The sequence below is a fragment of the Micromonospora sp. CPCC 206060 genome (assembly GCF_036906895.1).
Taxonomy (GTDB): domain Bacteria; phylum Actinomycetota; class Actinomycetes; order Mycobacteriales; family Micromonosporaceae; genus Micromonospora.
Genome location: NZ_JBAKHU010000030.1, coordinates 63,956 through 78,884, shown reverse-complemented (window position 1 = coordinate 78,884; position 14,929 = coordinate 63,956). Strand labels below are relative to the sequence as shown.

The following is a 14,929-nucleotide window of genomic DNA, read 5'->3' as shown; positions in this document are numbered from 1 at the left end:
ATCGTGCACACCTACATCGGTGACCTGGTGGTCACCCTGGTCGCCCCGGACGGCAGCACCTACGCGCTGCACAACCGGACCGGCGGCTCGGCCGACAACATCAACCAGACGTACACGGTGAACCTCTCCAGCGAGGTCCGCAACGGCACCTGGACCCTCCGGGTACAGGACGCGGCCAGCGGTGACACCGGGTACATCGACAACTGGACCCTGACCCTCTAACCGGTCCAGCAGGGCACCCGGGCGGGTCGGAACCTTCTCCTCGGAAGGCTCCGGCCCGCCCGTCCCCTCTCACCGCCGATCATGGAGTTGTGGTGGGCGACTTGCTGAACTATGCGGCTTATGTGGGGCACCACAAGTCCATGATCGACAAGGCGGGGAGGGGTGGGCGGTAGCCTCGCGGGCACCGAGGAGGTGGGGATGCCGTCGCAGCAGGTCGTACCGGGGTTGACGGTCGAGGTCAGCGGGCCGGTGGCCACCGTGGTGATCAACAACCCGGCCCGGCGTAACGCGCTGACCCCGGCGATGTGGCGGCAACTGCCGCCGCTGCTGGACGGGTTGGAAACCGATCCCGGGGTACGGGTGGTGGTGCTCACCGGCGCCGGGGACACGTTCTGCGCCGGAGCGGACCTCACCGACCTCGACGAGCTGCTCGACGCGGGGGACGGCAGCATCGCGGTTGCCGCCGAGGAACGGCTGGCCACCTTCACCAAGCCCACCATCGCCGCCGTCCGGGGCGCCTGCATGGGCGGCGGCTGTCAGCTCGCGGTCGCGTGTGACCTGCGGATCGCCGCCGCTGACGCCAGGTTCGGCGTACCACCGGCCCGACTCGGGGTGGTCTACCCCGCGCCGACCACCCGCCGGTTGGTCGCGCTGGTCGGTCCGGGGGCCGCGAAGTACCTGCTCTTCACCGCAGACCCGGTCGGTGCCGACCGGGCCGCCCGGATCGGGCTGGTGGACGAGGTGGTGCCGGCCGCCGACCTGGCCGGTCGGGTACGCGTACTCGCCGACACCATCTCGACCCGCTCGCAGCTCAGCGTCACCGCCGCGAAGGAGATCATCGGCATGGTGACCGCCGGGCGGGTCGACCCGGAACGGGTGGCCCACTGGCACCGACTGGTCCGTACCAGCGGCGAGGCCCGGGAGGGGGTGGCCGCGTTCGCCGAACGTCGTCCGGCCCGGTTCCGCTGGACCCCGCCGCTCGCAGACTGAACCACGGCCGACCAGACACTCCACAGTGAATGGTCGAACGGACGCTGGCCCTCAGGAGTTCAGCCGACCAGACTGTTGCACTTCAGTGACTACTGTTACATGGTCGACAGTGGAGGTACCGGCGGTGCGGCCTTGCTGATCGAAAAGCGCTACCGGCTATTGCACCTGGTGGGCCGGGGTGGAATGGGGCGGGTCTGGCTGGCCCGGGACGACATCCTGCACCGCGAGGTCGCGGTCAAGCAGATCAGCCTGCCCCAGTGGGCGGGTGACGACGAACGGGACCGGCTCATCGCCCGGACCATGCGGGAGGCCCAGGCGGCGGCCCGGCTGAACCATCCGAACGTGGTGGCGGTGCACGACGTCGTGTACGTCGACGGTACCCCCTGGATCGTGATGGAGTACGTTCCCTCCCGTTCGTTGCAGGACGTGCTGGACACCGGCCCGCTCACGCCACAACGGACGGCGCAGATCGGACTCGGCCTGCTGGCCGCGCTCCGCGCCGCCCACCAGGCGGGGGTCCTGCACCGCGACGTCAAGCCCGGCAACGTGCTCCTGGCCGACGACGGGCGGGTGATGCTCACCGACTTCGGGCTCGCCACCTTCGACGACAGCCGGGGCGCGCTGACCCGACCCGGCATGGTCATGGGGTCCCCGGAGTACGTCGCACCGGAACGGGCCCGGGAGGGCGTGTCCAGCGTCGGGACCGACCTGTGGTCGCTGGGCGCCACGCTCTACGCGGCGGTCGAGGGGCGTTCCCCGTACGCCCGGCCGACTCCGATGGCCACGCTGACCGCGCTGGCCACCACACCGCCCGACCCGCCGACCCGGGCCGGCACCCTCGACCCGGTGCTGGCCGGTCTGCTGCACCGCGACCCCAGCCGCAGGCTCGGACCGGACGGGACGGAACGGTTGCTCCGGATGGCTGCCGGCCTCGACCCGTACCGGCCGGGGGAGCGGCAGTCGGTCGGGCCGGTCCCGGGACTCTCCGGGGCGGCGGAACCCGTACCGCCGGTGCCGACCTGGGAGCAGCCCGCCGAGCCGGGCCAGCCTGCCGAGCCGACCCCGGGTACGCCGGTGGCCGCCACCCGGCAGCGCTGGCGCTGGTGGATCCCGGCGCTGGCCGCCGTTCTCGCAGCGACCGTGGGCATGAGTACCGCCATGGCGGTCACCTGGGAGCAGACCGCCCCGTCCGCAGCCCCGCCCGCCGGCACGTCCGGGCCCACCGTTGCGTCGACCGGCCTGCCCCTTCCGCTGCCCGGACATGAGCCGGGTGAGAACCACGACGTGTCGCCACCGCCCCCCGGCCTGCCGCCACCGCCCTTCGACTGTGTCCAGCCCAGACACGCCGGCAGGCTGGTCGCCGCCGGCCCGCAACCCTCCGGTGAGCGGTACCGGCCGCCGGCCGGCTGGACCTGGTACCGGGACCACAGCGGTTTCCGGATCGTCGTACCGGTCGGCTGGTGGCAGTTCCAGGAGCAGGGTGTCATCTGCTTCCAGGATCCCCGGCGCAGCCGGGCGTTGAGCATCGACCCGGACGTCCCCTCGACGGACGATCCGCTCGCCGCACTGCGCGCCGACGAGCAGCGGGCGCTCGTCCAGGCGACCCTGATCGACTATGAACCGATCCGGTTCACCGTCACCCGTGACCCGTCCGGCGCCGAGTGGGAGTGCCGTTGGGCCGCGCCGTACGGCGAGCGGATGCACACCCTGCAGATGATGGTCGGCGGGCCGGGGACCGGCACGTACAAGCTGGGCTGGACCACCCGGGAGGCGTACTGGGCCGACGCCCGCGTCGACCTGGCCACGGTCCGGTCCAGCTACCGGCCCCCGGCCTGAACGCCGCCTCTCCACTGCGCCACCGGGGCTGGCGGCCGGCGGGCCCCCCGTTCCCGCCGGCCGGTCGGTCAGCGCCGGGCGAGCGCGGTCCAGGTCGGCACCGCCGGCTCGGACCGCAGCGGCATGCCGGCCTCGGCCGGCGTACGGTCGCCCTTGCGCTGGTTGCACTCGTAACAGGCTGCTGCCGTGTTCTTCCAGGTGTTCCGCCCGCCCCGGGAGCGGGGCAGGATGTGGTCGATGGTGCTGGCCGGGGCCGCGCAGTAGACGCAGCGCCGTCCGTCGCGGTGCAGTACGCCCGCCCGGGACCAGGCCGGTCCGGAACTGAACCGCCAGCGGGTCACGACGTACCGGACCAGGCGGACCACCCTCGGCACCGGGAAGACCCCGATCAGCCGGTCCGGCTCCGCCTCGTGGATCTCGGCGACCCGGCGGCAGAGCATCCGGATCGCGTGCTGGAGGGTGACCCGGTGCAGCGGGCCGAGGTCGGCGTTGATGACGAGTACGGCCTCCACCGGGGCCTCCTTCCGTGTCGGTCCCCACGGTGGGCGGGCGGCGTAGCCGGCCGGCGGGCTGCCGGCGGACGGCAGAAAGCCGCCCGGTCCCGTGCGGAGTGGGCGGCTTTCTCGCGGTGCTGCGATCGGCGCTAGGCGCGCCACCTGCCCAACTGGTGTTGCTTTTCCCGGTCGCCACCATCGGCGGACCGGCGTCGCCAGGACTGCGCGGCGCACGCCGATCCCGCACCGGCGACCACGGTGTACGCCAGCACGACGACCCGGCGCGGCGTGTGCCGCGTCAGTCCGCTGTTGCTGGTGTGGCCGGGCATCCGGGCTCCCGTTTCCTCAGGTGGTTGACCTTGTGGCGTTCACGGTAGATCGACGCTGGTGCGGTCGCCACCACATTTCTGAAGGGTTCAGCGCTGTTCAGCTCCGGCGGCTCAACTCCTTCGGCGTGGGGCGAGCAGACCCCGGGGGCGGATGGACCGTACCGGCTCGGCGGCAGCGCCCTCGGCCCGCAGGATGTGGTTGGCGGCCAGGATGCCGGTCGCCGCCGAACGTTCCATCAGCGCGCTGGGGAACTCCGTGTCGATGCCGTCCCCAGCCAGGTAGAGCCCGGCTGCGTCGGTGCGGACACCGGGGCGTACCGGATGGGAGCGGGGTGCGAAGGCCGGCGCCTGCGCCTCCACCCGCGCACGCAGCTCCACCACCGGCAGGTCGGCCACTTCCGGCCAGAGCGTGACCAGCTCGGTCCGCATCCGTTCGGCCAGCTTCCCGGCGGGCACCCCCGGCTCACAGGCGTACGCGTGCAGCTCGACCACCGAGCCGCCGGTGGCCGCAGCCCACCGTCGTGGCTCGTTCTCCAACCGGTGGTAGAGGGTGACCGAGTCCAGGGTGGCCTGTCGGGACACCCCGCTGAACACGGCCCGCCCGGCGGCGACATCCCCGCCCAGCCAGTACCGGGCCACCGCGTATGGCGGTCCGGGGGTGCCGAAGGTGGGCATCCGCCCGACCAGTTCCGGGGCCAGCTCGTCGAGCTGCGGACTTGCCTTCACCAGCGTGGCGAGCGCGGGCGGGTCGACCGCGAGCACCACGTGTCCGCCCCGGTGCACCGTCCCGTCGGCGGTCGCCACCCGCCAGCCGGTGTCGTCGTCGTGGGACAGCATGATGGCTCGGGCGCCGGTGACGATCCGCCCGCCCCGCTCCTCGACGTACCGGGCCAGCGGGCCCCAGATGGACGTGGCGTGGTCCTCGTCCGGGGCGTCGAAGGCCAGCCCCTCCGGGTTGCCGAGCAGGTAGAAGTGGAACTGTGCCACCAGCTCGGCCGCCGACATCTCCCGCTCGTGGTTGAAGAACGAGTGCGAGAAGACCTCGAAGAGCATCGCGCGGGCCCGGTCGGGCAGGCGCAGCGAGTCGAGGAGTTCCTCGGCGGTCGTACCGTCCAGCGCGGCGTAGGTGTGCTCCCGGTCGTAGGTGAGCAGCGGCAGTGCCGCGTCCCGGTCCATTCCGCGCAGGTCCCGAAGCCGCAGGCTGGGGCTACGGACCAGCAGCGCGAGCAGGTTCATCGGTGGGGCCTTCGGCAGCCGACCGAACTCTTCGACCGGCCACTGTGCACTGTCGATCGGGTAGCCGGGTACCGGCTTCAGGAAGCCCAGTGCCGGGTCGATCCGGCGCAGGACGGACCGCCAGTTGTAGTACTGCCGGAAGAACGCGTGGAAGCCGTGCTCGACGATCTGCCCGGTGCCGTCGGCCAGGGTGTCCGGCCAGGCACCGAGCCGACCGCCGAGGGTCGGCGCGGCCTCCAGCACGGTGACGCGTACGCCCCGCTCGGCGAGGACCACCGCCGCCGACATGCCGGCGATGCCACCGCCGGCCACCACCACGTCGACCGGTCCGGGTACCCGGGACGCGCCGCCACCGCCCGGGTCCACCTCGTGCTGCCGTACGCCGATCAGGCGCCCCACGGTGCGCGACAGTTCCATCTGTACGAGTTTGCCGCAGGTGTTAGGAAGGGGCCCTTATACATCGGAAAGCGATGGGAAGGGGCCCTTCCTGACACCTCAGACCGGGCAGCGGCGCTCGCGGTCGGACGGCGGCCAGACGTACTCCAGGTCGGGCGGGACGTCCCCGAAGATCGGCCGGTAGTGCTCGGGGTCCTTGCGCAGCAGCGAGGACCGGTGACTGGCGTGCAGGTCGGCGCGGCCGAGCCAGGGCGGCAACTCGCCGGCCCCGGCCAGTTCCGTCTGGGACCGGACCCGGCTGATGTCGCAGCTCGCCGCGAGATCGCTGACCAGGGTGGCCGCGCAGGTGTCGGCCCGACCACCGGCAGACCACACCGCGCAGACGTCCAGCCCGTACCGGACCAGGGCCTCCTCGTACCCGGCCCACATCTTCACCGCCGGGTGGTTCCGCCAGCCGTACCCGGGACGGGTCAGCCCGCGCAGCACCTGGATGGTCTCCACCCGCTGCTTGCCCAGCCGGCGCTGGTCGAGGCTCCGGGCGCTGGCCACGAAGTCCGGGTACGGCAGGAACGTCTGCATGCCGGCTGCTCTACCCGCGATCAGAAACGACATGCCCGGCCCCGGCGCGCGGGGCTGCGCGTGAAGATCGTTGCTGGCTACCATCCCGGCATGGCGGAGCCCTGGCTTGATCGGGTACGGCGGGCGGTCGAGACCGGCGGACGGCTCCGCCCCAACGGCGACTCCCGACCGCACTATGTGGTCTGCGGGCAGGACGCCCTGGCCTTCCACGTGGTCAACGGGCTGCTCGCCACCGAACTCCAGGCCGGCACGGTCCGGGTGACCGTGATCGTGCCGCCCCGGCGCCGCGCGGACGGCCCGGACATCCGCGCGGTACGCGGCGTGCGCATCCTCCCGGCGGACCGGCTGGACGAGCAGACGTTCCGGGCCGCCGGCCTGGCCGGTGCGGACGGGCTGGCGCTGCTGCACCAGGACGACGTCGGCAACATCCACGCCGCGCTCTGCGCCCAGGAGGTCGAGCCGGGGGTGCGGTTGGTACTGCGGATGTTCAACACCAGCCTGGCCAGCGGGGTCCGGCAGCTCTTCCCCGACTCGGCGGTCCTCTCCGACGCGGTGATGGCCGCCCCGGCGTTCGTGGCGGCGGCGCTCGGCGAGGTCGCCCCGACCCACTTCCGGCACGCTGGCCGGACCCTCTACGTCGCCGAGCGGGCCGACGTACGCCCGGAGGACGTGGTGTGCGCGGTGGCCGACACCCGCGACCCGCAGCGGGTCCGGGTGCTGCCCGCCGACCCGGCGGACGCCGACGTGGTGCTCGCCGAGGCGACCGGGCAGCCGGCCGGGGCCGAACTCGCGGCCCGGCGGCTGGCCCGGGTGGCCCGGCGGCGGCGCCGTCCGCTGGCGGTGCTGTTCCGGGCGGTACGCGGCTTCGCCACCCGCAAGATCGGCATGGCGATGATCTTCGTACTGGCGGTCATCGCGCTCCTCGGCTATCTGATCTCCCGGGCCGAGGACGTCAGCCAGGGTCAGGCGCTCTACCTCACCCTGGTCACCACGCTGAGCGGCGCCGATCCGGACACCAACAAGCCGACCGCCGCGCAGATCATGCAGGTGGTACTCAACCTCGCCGGGCTGGCCCTGATCCCGCTGATCACCGCCGTCGTGGTGGACGCCATCGTCAACGCCCGGTTGGCCCTGCACACCGGGCAGATCCAGCCGGACCGCTCCGGGCACGTGGTGGTGGTCGGCCTCGGCAACGTCGGTACCCGGGTGATGGCCCAGCTCAACGACTTCGGCATCGAGGTCGTGGCGATCGACAAGGACCCGGAGGCCCGGGGTACCTCACTGGCCCGCCGGCTCGGTGTCCCGCTCATCGTGGGCGACGCGGCGCAGGAGGAGACGCTGCGTTCGGCCTCGGTCGGGGCCTGCCAGGCGCTGGTGGTGGTCTCCACCGACGACGTGGCGAACCTCCAGGCCGCGCTCAACGGCCGGGCGATCAACCCCGACCTGCGGGTGGTGCTGCGCCTCTTCGACGACGACTTCGCCGGGCGGATCGAGCGGGCGTTCGGCATCAGCGCCTCGCGCAGCGTCTCCTACCTGGCCGCGCCGGCGTTCACCGGTGCGCTGCTCAACCGGGCGGTGATCGCCACCATCCCGGTCGGCCGGCACGTGCTGGTGGTCGCCGAGGTACCGGTCGCCGCCGGCTCGGCGCTGGACGGTCGGCCGCTCGCCGCCGTGGCGGAGTCCGACGGGGTACGCCTCATCGGGCACACCCAGGTGGGCCAGAAGCGGCTGGACTGGGCGCCCGACCCGCGCATGGTGATCAACGCGGGGGACCGGTTGACCGTGGTGTCCCGGCGCGCCGGGGTGGCCTGGCTGCTGCGGCAGACCTCGCCGCCGCCCCCGGTGCCCGACCCGCCCACCGTCCCCGCCTGACCCGACCCGCCCGACCCGGCCAGCATGATCCACCCAATTTCCGAGAAACTGGCCCCTCCCGGCCAGTTCGATACCCCAATTTCCAGGAAACTGCGTGACCTTGATTCGCCCCGCAGTGGCGAGCGGGCGTCAGCAGCGCATGAAGGCGGCGAGCCGCTCAGTCGTCAGCGGGCGTCGTCAATTCCACCTGGTCTCCAGGCAGGATTTCTGTTTGACCGTCGGGTCTGCGGACTACGAGGACGGGGATGCCTTCGTCGAGTTGCAGTTCGTGCCGTTCACGCCCGCTGGGCATTCGGGCAGTGATTCGGCTGCCCGGGGGAACCTCGACCTGCCGGCGGTTGGGGATCTCGCGTACCCGGGTCCCGTGTCCGCGCACGGTACTGACCAGGCCCTCGGAGCGCAGCAGCGACACTGCCATCCGGACCGCCTCGCGGCCGATGCCGTACTCCTGGGTCAGTCGGGCCTCGCTGGGCAGGGTGGCGCCCGGTGCCAGCTCTCCGGACTCGATGCGCTGCCGCAGTAGGTCGGCGACCTGCACGTAGACCGGTGTGTGCGAGCGTTGATCGACAGTCATACCGCCCAAGCCTTGTTCCTGTCGGGGATGAACGAGCGGGGCTACCAATGACGCCGGTCGGGGTGGAGCGTTTCGTGATCCACTCGGTTTATAGGAAGTCGGCCTGTCGCGGGTATGCCGATACCCCGACTTCCTGACCGAGTCGATGTTGGTGGCCGGTTACGACTGGTCGTCGTCGCTGTCCGGGCGGGGCTGCCGGTATCTGCTGATCCAGGCTTCGATGTCCGAGCGTAGCCAGACCGTGGTTCCGTGTAGCCGCTGGAACGGTGCGGGGAACGTGGGGTAGCGGATGAGCTGGCGCATGCGTGATCGCCCGACACCGAGCATCTCCTGTAGCTCGTGCGGTCCGACCAGCGGGCCGGGCACCTCACTCATGCCCAGACCGTAGGCAGAACCAGGTCTACCTAATTGAGTCTACCCACTTGCGTGCACTGCATCGAGTGACAGAGCATGTACGCAGGGTCGGTCTGGTGTGGCAGAGAGGTGGGGTATGTGGGCTGGGCGTGGTGAGGTGCGGGAGCGGTGCGGTGGCACCGTCTACTCCCGGCGGGAGGCGTTGGGCCCGCGTCAGATCCGTAACGCGGGCTTCGGGTGGACGCGGTGGGGCCGGCGGGGTCTGGACCCGGTCGAGGTACGACGCTTCCTGACCCGGGTGGCGGCCGAGGTTGCCGATCTCTAGGCGGAGGTGGTGCGGGTACGCCAGGAGTCGGCGCGAATCCGGGAGGCGATGCGCCGCTGGCAGTCCCGACAGGCGTCGGGGGTGAACGAGCGGGGCTACCGGTGACGCCGGTCGGGGCGGAACGTTTCGTGATCCACCTGCCGGTGACCGCTGCGGATCTGGCCGCCGCGCAGCGGCTGGCACGGGTGGTGGCCAGGTGGACGCGGGTACTGCCGCAGACCGACCCGGGGGAGACGACCGTGTCGGCGGAGGACGCGCAGGGCGTACGGCATCGGGTGTTCTGTGCTGCGCGGCTGCCGGGTGGCCGGCGGTGTGTGCTGCGGGCCGACCACGACGGACCGTGCACCCGTCGTCTGCTCCGCTGAACCGGTGGGTACGCCCGCCGGATCAGTCACACATCGGCGGGGCGGAGCGCACCGGCGAGATTGGTGATCCTGCCCTGCGGGTCGAAGGAGACGCGGATGGTCGACCCGTCCGACCGTTGGCCGCTGACGTCGTCCTGCGTCGCGGTGACTGCGTAGTCCTGCTGGCGGAGGAAGCTGTCGACCAGGGTCCGGTGGTCCACCGGGTACATCTGGATCGCCTGGGTCAGGACCGTCAGCACCCGCTGCGGTGCGGCCGGTGCGGTCACCACCGCCGGGGCCTGCTCCACCAGGAAGAACAGCGCGCCGCCCTGGTACGGGCCACGGTAGTAGCACTGTCCGGTCAGCCCACCGGCCAGCAGGGCGAGCAGGTGCCCGTCGGCCCGGTCGAGTGGGTGGCTGGCCTCGGTCAGCTCGGGGATGCCGTGTTCGCGGCCGTAGCCGCGTAGCCATTCGGCGGCCCGTAGCAGCGCGGGCGGGATCTGGATGCCGCTGTTTGCCCAGGCCCACAACCACGTCTGGTCACCGTGGCTCTCGGTCCCCAAGAGTTGGATGGGGTAGGTCAGGTCGTCACCGAAGGTGACCGTGCCGGCGCTGATGTCCACCTGCCAGCCGCGTTCGCCGAGCAGGTCGGCCAGGGCAAGCTGCCGGGCGAGGGCGGGGGCGAGGGTGCGCGACAGGTGCGTGTGGAGGGCGTTCACGGCAGCGACGCTAGCCCGACCCTACGACAGATCTGCGCCCGGCGGTCCTCGCCGTCCGGGCAGGATCAGACGAGGTGGTGGCGGAGGGCGTACCAGGTGGCGCCGAGGGCGAGCACGCCGAACCCGGCGAGCACGCTGGCCGGTGGCAGGGTCACCGCGAGCAGTACGCACCCGGCCAGCCCCAGCGCGGCCAGCGTCTGCACCGGGAGTTTCCGGGCCGGATCCCGGCCCAGGGTCAGCGCCGAGGCGTTGGTGACCGCGTAGTAGACCAGCACGGTGCAGCTGGAGAAGCCGATTGCGTCGCGTACGTCGCCGAGGGTGACCACGAGGATCACGATGGCCGCCACGGCCAGCTCGGCCCGGTGCGGCACCTGCCGGTGCGGGTGCACGGCGGCCAGCGCCCCCGGCAGGTCCCGGCGGCGGGCCATCGCCAGCAGGGTGCGGCCCACCCCGGCGACCAGGGAGAGCAGCACGCCGGTCACCGCCACGGTGGCCCCGGCCCGGACCAGCCAGGCCGCACCGGGCCAGCCGGCGGCGGTCACCACGTCGGCCAGCGGTGCGGTCGACGCGGCCAGCCGGTCCGGACCGAGTACGCCGAGCGCGACCACGGCCAGGGTCAGGTAGATCGCCAGCACCAGGCCTAGGGCCAGCGGTACCGCCCGGGGGATGGTCCGCTCCGGGTCGCGGACCTCCTCGCCGAGGGTGGCGATCCGGGCGTACCCGGCGAAGGCGAAGAAGAGCAGCCCGGCGGCGGTGAGTACCCCGTAGCCGGGCGTGCCGCCCCCGGTGCCGAGCCGGGTGGCGGTGAACCCGCCCCCGGCCAGCCCGGTCACCGCGACCAGGGCGAGCACGGTGAGCGTGACCACCACCAGGGCCCGCGTCACCCCGGCGGTCTTGCCGATGCCGCGCAGGTTCACCGCGGTCACCGCGACCACGGCGGCCACCGCGACCGGGCGCGCCTGCCCCGGCCAGAGGTACGCCCCGATGGTCAGCGCCATCGCCGCGCAACTCGCCGTCTTGCCGACCACGAACCCCCAGCCGGCGACGAAGCCGGCGAACGGGCCGAGCCGTTCCCGGCCGTAGACGTAGGTGCCGCCGGACTCGGGGTACCGGGCGGCGAGCCGGGCCGAACTGGTCGCGTTGCAGAACGCGACGAACCCGGCCAGCGCCAGCGCCAGCAGCAGCAGTCCGGAGCCGCCGGCCGCCGCAGCAGCGGGGGCGAAGACCACGAAGACACCCGCGCCGAGCATCGAGCCCAGCCCGATGACCACCGCATCCGGTACGCCCAACCGGCGGGCCAACTGATCCACGGAGCAAGACCCTACGGCCGGAAGATGAACAATGCGCGCCGCTTCCCGTCATCCGTGGCGCCGACCGGATCTTTATTCATGATTGACGATGTACGGTGGGTTGGGGAGAGGGGGTTGCCGCCATGACACTCGATCGTCGTACGTTCCTCGGCCGGGTCGCCGCCGCCGGGGTCGCCGCCGCCGTCGTACCGCCCCTGGCGCTGCCCGGCGAGGCGCGGGCCGCCACCTGGAAGAAACGCCTCACCGGCGCCGACCTGGACACCAACAGCCGCTGGCAGGTCGCCGGCACCGACCTCGGCATCCCGTACGTGCTGGAGAACGGCTCGATCGGGTACCTCTTCGGGGACACCTTCAACACCCCGTGGCCGGAGGGGCCGCCGCTGCCCAACGACTGGCGGTCCCCGGTGATGCTGCGCTCCAACATCCACCCCGGGGTGCCCGGCGGGGTCGTCTTCGACAGCGCCGCGCGGGTCGTCGGCAACGGCCGGGCCCCCGAGCTGATGCACAACGGCCACAACGGCATCGGCATCGACGGTCTCTGGGAGGTCACCGTCATCCCCAACGACGGGATCAGCTTCCCGGAGACCGGGCGCCAGCTCATCTCGTACATGAGCATCGAGAACTGGAACTCCGCCGGCCCGGCCGGCCCGCACTGGAAGTCCCGCTACGCCGGCCTGGCCTACTCCGACAACGGCAACGACTTCATCCGTACCCCGTTGAAGTGGTGGAACAACGGCACCAACACCGACCCGTTCCAGATGTGGACGATGCAACGCCACGGGGACTGGGTCTACGTGTTCTCGGTCCGCTCCGGCCGGCAGGAGGGGCCGATGATGCTGCGCCGGGTCCGCTGGGACCGGCTCTTCTACCCCGAGTCGTACGAGGGCTGGGGGTGGAACGGCAGCAACTGGGGCTGGGGTCGGCCGTGCACCCCGATCCTGACCGGCCGGTTCGGCGAACCGTCGGTACGCCGGCTCGCCGACGGCACCTGGGTGATGTCGTACCTGAACTGCGCCACCGGCTGCATCGTGACCCGTACCGCAGGCGGACCGGACCAGGTCTGGACCCCCGAGAAGATCCAGGTCACCTCCTGGCAGGAACCTGACTGTACGGCGGTTTCATCCACCCCTGGTCCAGCAGAGGTGCCAACGACCTGCACCTGATGGTCTCCAAGTGGACCAGGACCCTGGACGGCCGGAGCACGGCCTACCACATGAGTCAGTTCGTCGGCTCGGTGTAGCGCCCGTCCCAGCCCCGCAATCTGGTCGGCAGCGGCAGGTCGTTCCAGGGCACCCGGTGCAGCAGCCGGTCCAGGAACCAGCCGAGCAGCAGCGCGGCCAGCCCGTCGGTGAGCCAGTGGTAGCTCAGGTAGGTGGTGGTGCACAGCAGGATCACCGGCGGGGCGAACCGGACCAGCCGGTAGACGCCGACCGGCAGCCGTCCGGCGGTGAGCGCGGCCAGCAGCAGGGCGATCACGCCGTACCAGACGATCGCGTTGGCCACGTGCCCCGACGGGTAGCCCATGTCGTACGTGCCGGGCGGGAGCTGGTGGTTGAAGATCGGCACCGCCGCCTCGGGCGTGAGGTACGGCTCCTGGGTGACCGCGCTGGGCGCCGCCCGGTCGGTCCAGACCTTCAACGGGCCGATGGTCAGGGAGGTCACCAGGAACGTTGCCGCGACCAGCAGCAGCGGCCGGACCGAGCGGGCCCGCCAGGTCACCGCCACGGCCAGGCCCCCGGCCACCGGCATCAGCAGGGCGCCGCCCTGGCCGAGCAGGTTCAGCACCCGGGCGGTCCACCAGAGCGCAGCCGGGTCGTGGTCGACCGCCCACTGTCGTACGGCCAGGTCCAGGTCGAGGAACCGGCCGGCGGCGAGTGCCCCGGTCAGCGCCACGAAGCCGGTGACCAGCAGGGCGTCGAACCACCAGCCGCCGGGGCGTACCGGTCGTGATCGCACCTTCCGCCGTACCGTCGTGGTTTCCCGCACCCCGACCACGCTACCGCCCGTGGACGGTGGCCGACCTCGACGGGCGTCGGTCGATGTGTGCCAAGCCACGATGGGAGGCGCTCAGCCGGTCGGCGGGTCATGCTTGTCGGCGTGCGGATCACCTCTGCCCTCGTGAACCCGGCGCTGCTCGACCTGCCCTGGTCGACCCCGCTGGAGCAGTGGCCTGCCGATCACCTGGTGGCGCTGCCGCAGGGTATCTCCCGGCACATCGTGCGCTTCGTGAAGCTGGCCGGTCACGTCTACGCGGTCAAGGAGACCGGCGAGCGGGTGGCCGAACGGGAGTACGACCTGCTGCGTGCCCTGGAGCGGATCGACTTCCCCTCGGTCGAGGCGGTGGCCATCGTCGCCGACCGGCACGCCGAGGACGGTGAACCCCTCGACCCGGTGCTGATCACCCGGCATCTCCAGTTCTCCCTGCCGTACCGGGCGCTCTTCTCGCACACGTTGCGGCCGGAGACGATGTACCGGCTGCTCGACGCGCTCGCCGCGCTGATCGTCCGGATGCACCTGACCGGCTTCTTCTGGGGCGACTGCTCGCTGTCCAACACGCTGTTCCGCCGGGACGCCGGGGCGTTCGCCGCCTACCTGGTCGACGCCGAGACCGGGGCCCTGCGCAGCCGACTCTCCAACGGTCAGCGGGGCGAGGACCTGGAGATCGCCCGGGTCAACATCTTCGGTGAGGCGCTGGATCTTCAGGCTGCCGGGCTGCTGCACGAGTCGATCGACCCGGAGGTGGTCTGCGAGGAGGTGGTCAAGCGCTATGAGGCGCTCTGGCACGAGGTCACCTACGAGCAGCAGATCGAGCGGGAGGCCCGGCACGACATCGAGGGCCGGATCCGCCGCCTCAACGACCTGGGCTTCGACGTGGCCGAGGTGGCGCTGTCCACGATCGACGGGGGTCGGTACCTGGTCCGGCCGAAGGTCGTCGACGCCGGCTACCACACCCGACGGCTGCTCCGGCTGACCGGCCTGGACGCCGAGGAGAACCAGGCCCGGCGCCTGCTCAACAACCTGGACGCCTACCGCGCGGAGAGCGACCTGACCGACGAGCAGCAGGCGGCCCACCGCTGGCTGACCGAGGTTTTCGAGCCGGTGGTCCGGGCCGTACCGCCGCACCTGCGGCGCAAGCTGGAGCCGCAGGAGCTGTTTGCCCAGATCATCGAGCACAAGTGGCTGCTCTCCGAGCGGGCCGGCCGGGACGTCGGGATGGCCCCGGCCGTGCAGTCGTTCCTCAACGACGTGCTGGTGCACCGCCCCGACGAGCAGGCCGTGCTGGGCGTCGAGGTGACGCCGGGCTGAGCCCGCCGGGCCGGGGGCGGGACCGGGCCGTCCGGGCGGGGGC

16 protein-coding genes and 1 pseudogene are annotated in these 14,929 nt (G+C 72.0%); 8 read left to right on the top strand and 9 right to left on the bottom strand.

Features of this window, described 5'->3' with window-relative positions:
- The 3 genes from V6U90_RS19445 to V6U90_RS19435 all read left to right on the top strand — a co-directional run.
- On the top strand, window positions 1–222 hold a 222-nt coding region (locus V6U90_RS19445; protein ID WP_334438368.1), incomplete at its 5' end, for a proprotein convertase P-domain-containing protein.
- A gap of 198 nt (window positions 223–420) precedes the next feature.
- The gene (locus V6U90_RS19440) at window positions 421–1,212 is read left to right on the top strand and encodes an enoyl-CoA hydratase/isomerase family protein (RefSeq protein ID WP_334438365.1); all 792 of its coding nucleotides are present in this window, start codon (window positions 421–423) and stop codon (window positions 1,210–1,212) included.
- A gap of 132 nt (window positions 1,213–1,344) precedes the next feature.
- Window positions 1,345–3,048, top strand: a complete 1,704-nt coding sequence (locus tag V6U90_RS19435; RefSeq protein ID WP_334438363.1) for a serine/threonine-protein kinase — start codon at window positions 1,345–1,347, stop codon at window positions 3,046–3,048.
- A 68-nt stretch (window positions 3,049–3,116) separates the two neighbouring features.
- Here V6U90_RS19435 and V6U90_RS19430 read toward each other — a convergent pair whose 3' ends face one another.
- The 4 genes from V6U90_RS19430 to V6U90_RS19415 all read right to left on the bottom strand — a co-directional run bounded on the left by V6U90_RS19430 (window position 3,117) and on the right by V6U90_RS19415 (window position 6,082).
- Window positions 3,117–3,560, bottom strand: coding sequence for an HNH endonuclease (locus V6U90_RS19430; RefSeq protein WP_334438360.1), 444 nt, complete (start codon window positions 3,558–3,560; stop codon window positions 3,117–3,119).
- A gap of 131 nt (window positions 3,561–3,691) precedes the next feature.
- Complete coding sequence (locus V6U90_RS19425) at window positions 3,692–3,871, bottom strand: hypothetical protein (protein WP_334438358.1); 180 nt, start codon at window positions 3,869–3,871, stop codon at window positions 3,692–3,694.
- A 111-nt stretch (window positions 3,872–3,982) separates the two neighbouring features.
- Complete coding sequence (locus V6U90_RS19420) at window positions 3,983–5,524, bottom strand: hydroxysqualene dehydroxylase (RefSeq protein WP_334438355.1); 1,542 nt, start codon at window positions 5,522–5,524, stop codon at window positions 3,983–3,985.
- Window positions 5,525–5,602: 78 nt separating this feature from the next.
- Window positions 5,603–6,082: an MSMEG_6728 family protein gene (locus V6U90_RS19415; RefSeq protein ID WP_334438352.1), complete on the bottom strand. Its 480-nt coding sequence runs from the start codon at window positions 6,080–6,082 to the stop codon at window positions 5,603–5,605.
- Between the two features lie 90 nt (window positions 6,083–6,172).
- On the opposite strand from V6U90_RS19415, the gene V6U90_RS19410 reads away from it, so the two are divergent.
- On the top strand, window positions 6,173–7,954 hold the full coding sequence (locus tag V6U90_RS19410; RefSeq protein WP_334438349.1) for a potassium channel protein: 1,782 nt from the start codon (window positions 6,173–6,175) through the stop codon (window positions 7,952–7,954).
- A 157-nt stretch (window positions 7,955–8,111) separates the two neighbouring features.
- Here the strand turns inward: V6U90_RS19410 and V6U90_RS19405 are convergent, their stop codons facing one another.
- Both V6U90_RS19405 and V6U90_RS19400 read right to left on the bottom strand, forming a co-directional pair.
- The gene (locus tag V6U90_RS19405; RefSeq protein ID WP_334438346.1) at window positions 8,112–8,528 is read right to left on the bottom strand and encodes a GntR family transcriptional regulator; all 417 of its coding nucleotides are present in this window, start codon (window positions 8,526–8,528) and stop codon (window positions 8,112–8,114) included.
- Window positions 8,529–8,687: 159 nt separating this feature from the next.
- Window positions 8,688–8,903: a helix-turn-helix transcriptional regulator gene (locus V6U90_RS19400; protein ID WP_334438343.1), complete on the bottom strand. Its 216-nt coding sequence runs from the start codon at window positions 8,901–8,903 to the stop codon at window positions 8,688–8,690.
- Window positions 8,904–9,018: 115 nt separating this feature from the next.
- On the opposite strand from V6U90_RS19400, the gene V6U90_RS19395 reads away from it, so the two are divergent.
- On the top strand, window positions 9,019–9,207 hold the full coding sequence (locus V6U90_RS19395; RefSeq protein ID WP_334438341.1) for a DivIVA domain-containing protein: 189 nt from the start codon (window positions 9,019–9,021) through the stop codon (window positions 9,205–9,207).
- A 101-nt stretch (window positions 9,208–9,308) separates the two neighbouring features.
- Complete coding sequence (locus V6U90_RS19390) at window positions 9,309–9,572, top strand: hypothetical protein (RefSeq protein WP_334438338.1); 264 nt, start codon at window positions 9,309–9,311, stop codon at window positions 9,570–9,572.
- A gap of 26 nt (window positions 9,573–9,598) precedes the next feature.
- Here V6U90_RS19390 and V6U90_RS19385 read toward each other — a convergent pair whose 3' ends face one another.
- Together V6U90_RS19385 and V6U90_RS19380 are read right to left on the bottom strand one after the other, a co-directional pair.
- Complete coding sequence (locus V6U90_RS19385; RefSeq protein WP_334438335.1) at window positions 9,599–10,270, bottom strand: DUF6882 domain-containing protein; 672 nt, start codon at window positions 10,268–10,270, stop codon at window positions 9,599–9,601.
- A 65-nt stretch (window positions 10,271–10,335) separates the two neighbouring features.
- A complete protein-coding gene (locus V6U90_RS19380) occupies window positions 10,336–11,580 on the bottom strand; it encodes an APC family permease (protein ID WP_334438332.1) in 1,245 nt (414 codons plus the stop codon).
- A gap of 122 nt (window positions 11,581–11,702) precedes the next feature.
- Between V6U90_RS19380 and V6U90_RS19375 the strand changes: the two are divergent.
- Window positions 11,703–12,820: pseudogene (locus V6U90_RS19375) on the top strand (DUF4185 domain-containing protein).
- On the opposite strand, the gene V6U90_RS19370 reads toward V6U90_RS19375, so the two are convergent.
- The gene (locus V6U90_RS19370) at window positions 12,799–13,566 is read right to left on the bottom strand and encodes a phosphatase PAP2 family protein (RefSeq protein ID WP_334438330.1); all 768 of its coding nucleotides are present in this window, start codon (window positions 13,564–13,566) and stop codon (window positions 12,799–12,801) included. The pseudogene V6U90_RS19375 and the gene V6U90_RS19370 overlap by 22 nt on opposite strands.
- Before the next feature lie 57 nt (window positions 13,567–13,623).
- Here V6U90_RS19370 and V6U90_RS19365 point away from each other — a divergent pair, with 57 nt between their 5' ends.
- Entirely contained in the window at window positions 13,624–14,886 is a 1,263-nt protein-coding gene (locus V6U90_RS19365) for a DUF4032 domain-containing protein (protein ID WP_334438325.1), read from the top strand.
- The last annotated feature ends 43 nt before the right edge of the window (window positions 14,887–14,929 follow it).

What these genes read in the sequence shown, in the direction of transcription:
- V6U90_RS19440 (WP_334438365.1), top strand. Translation starts at nt 421, where the DNA reads ATGCCGTCGCAGCAGGTCGTACCGGGGTTGACGGTCGAGGTCAGCGGG.
- V6U90_RS19425 (WP_334438358.1), bottom strand. Translation starts at nt 3,871, where the DNA reads ATGCCCGGCCACACCAGCAACAGCGGACTGACGCGGCACACGCCGCGC.
- V6U90_RS19420 (WP_334438355.1), bottom strand. Translation starts at nt 5,524, where the DNA reads ATGGAACTGTCGCGCACCGTGGGGCGCCTGATCGGCGTACGGCAGCAC.
- V6U90_RS19415 (WP_334438352.1), bottom strand. Translation starts at nt 6,082, where the DNA reads ATGCAGACGTTCCTGCCGTACCCGGACTTCGTGGCCAGCGCCCGGAGC.
- V6U90_RS19410 (WP_334438349.1), top strand. Translation starts at nt 6,173, where the DNA reads ATGGCGGAGCCCTGGCTTGATCGGGTACGGCGGGCGGTCGAGACCGGC.
- V6U90_RS19405 (WP_334438346.1), bottom strand. Translation starts at nt 8,528, where the DNA reads ATGACTGTCGATCAACGCTCGCACACACCGGTCTACGTGCAGGTCGCC.
- V6U90_RS19400 (WP_334438343.1), bottom strand. Translation starts at nt 8,903, where the DNA reads ATGAGTGAGGTGCCCGGCCCGCTGGTCGGACCGCACGAGCTACAGGAG.
- V6U90_RS19395 (WP_334438341.1), top strand. Translation starts at nt 9,019, where the DNA reads ATGTGGGCTGGGCGTGGTGAGGTGCGGGAGCGGTGCGGTGGCACCGTC.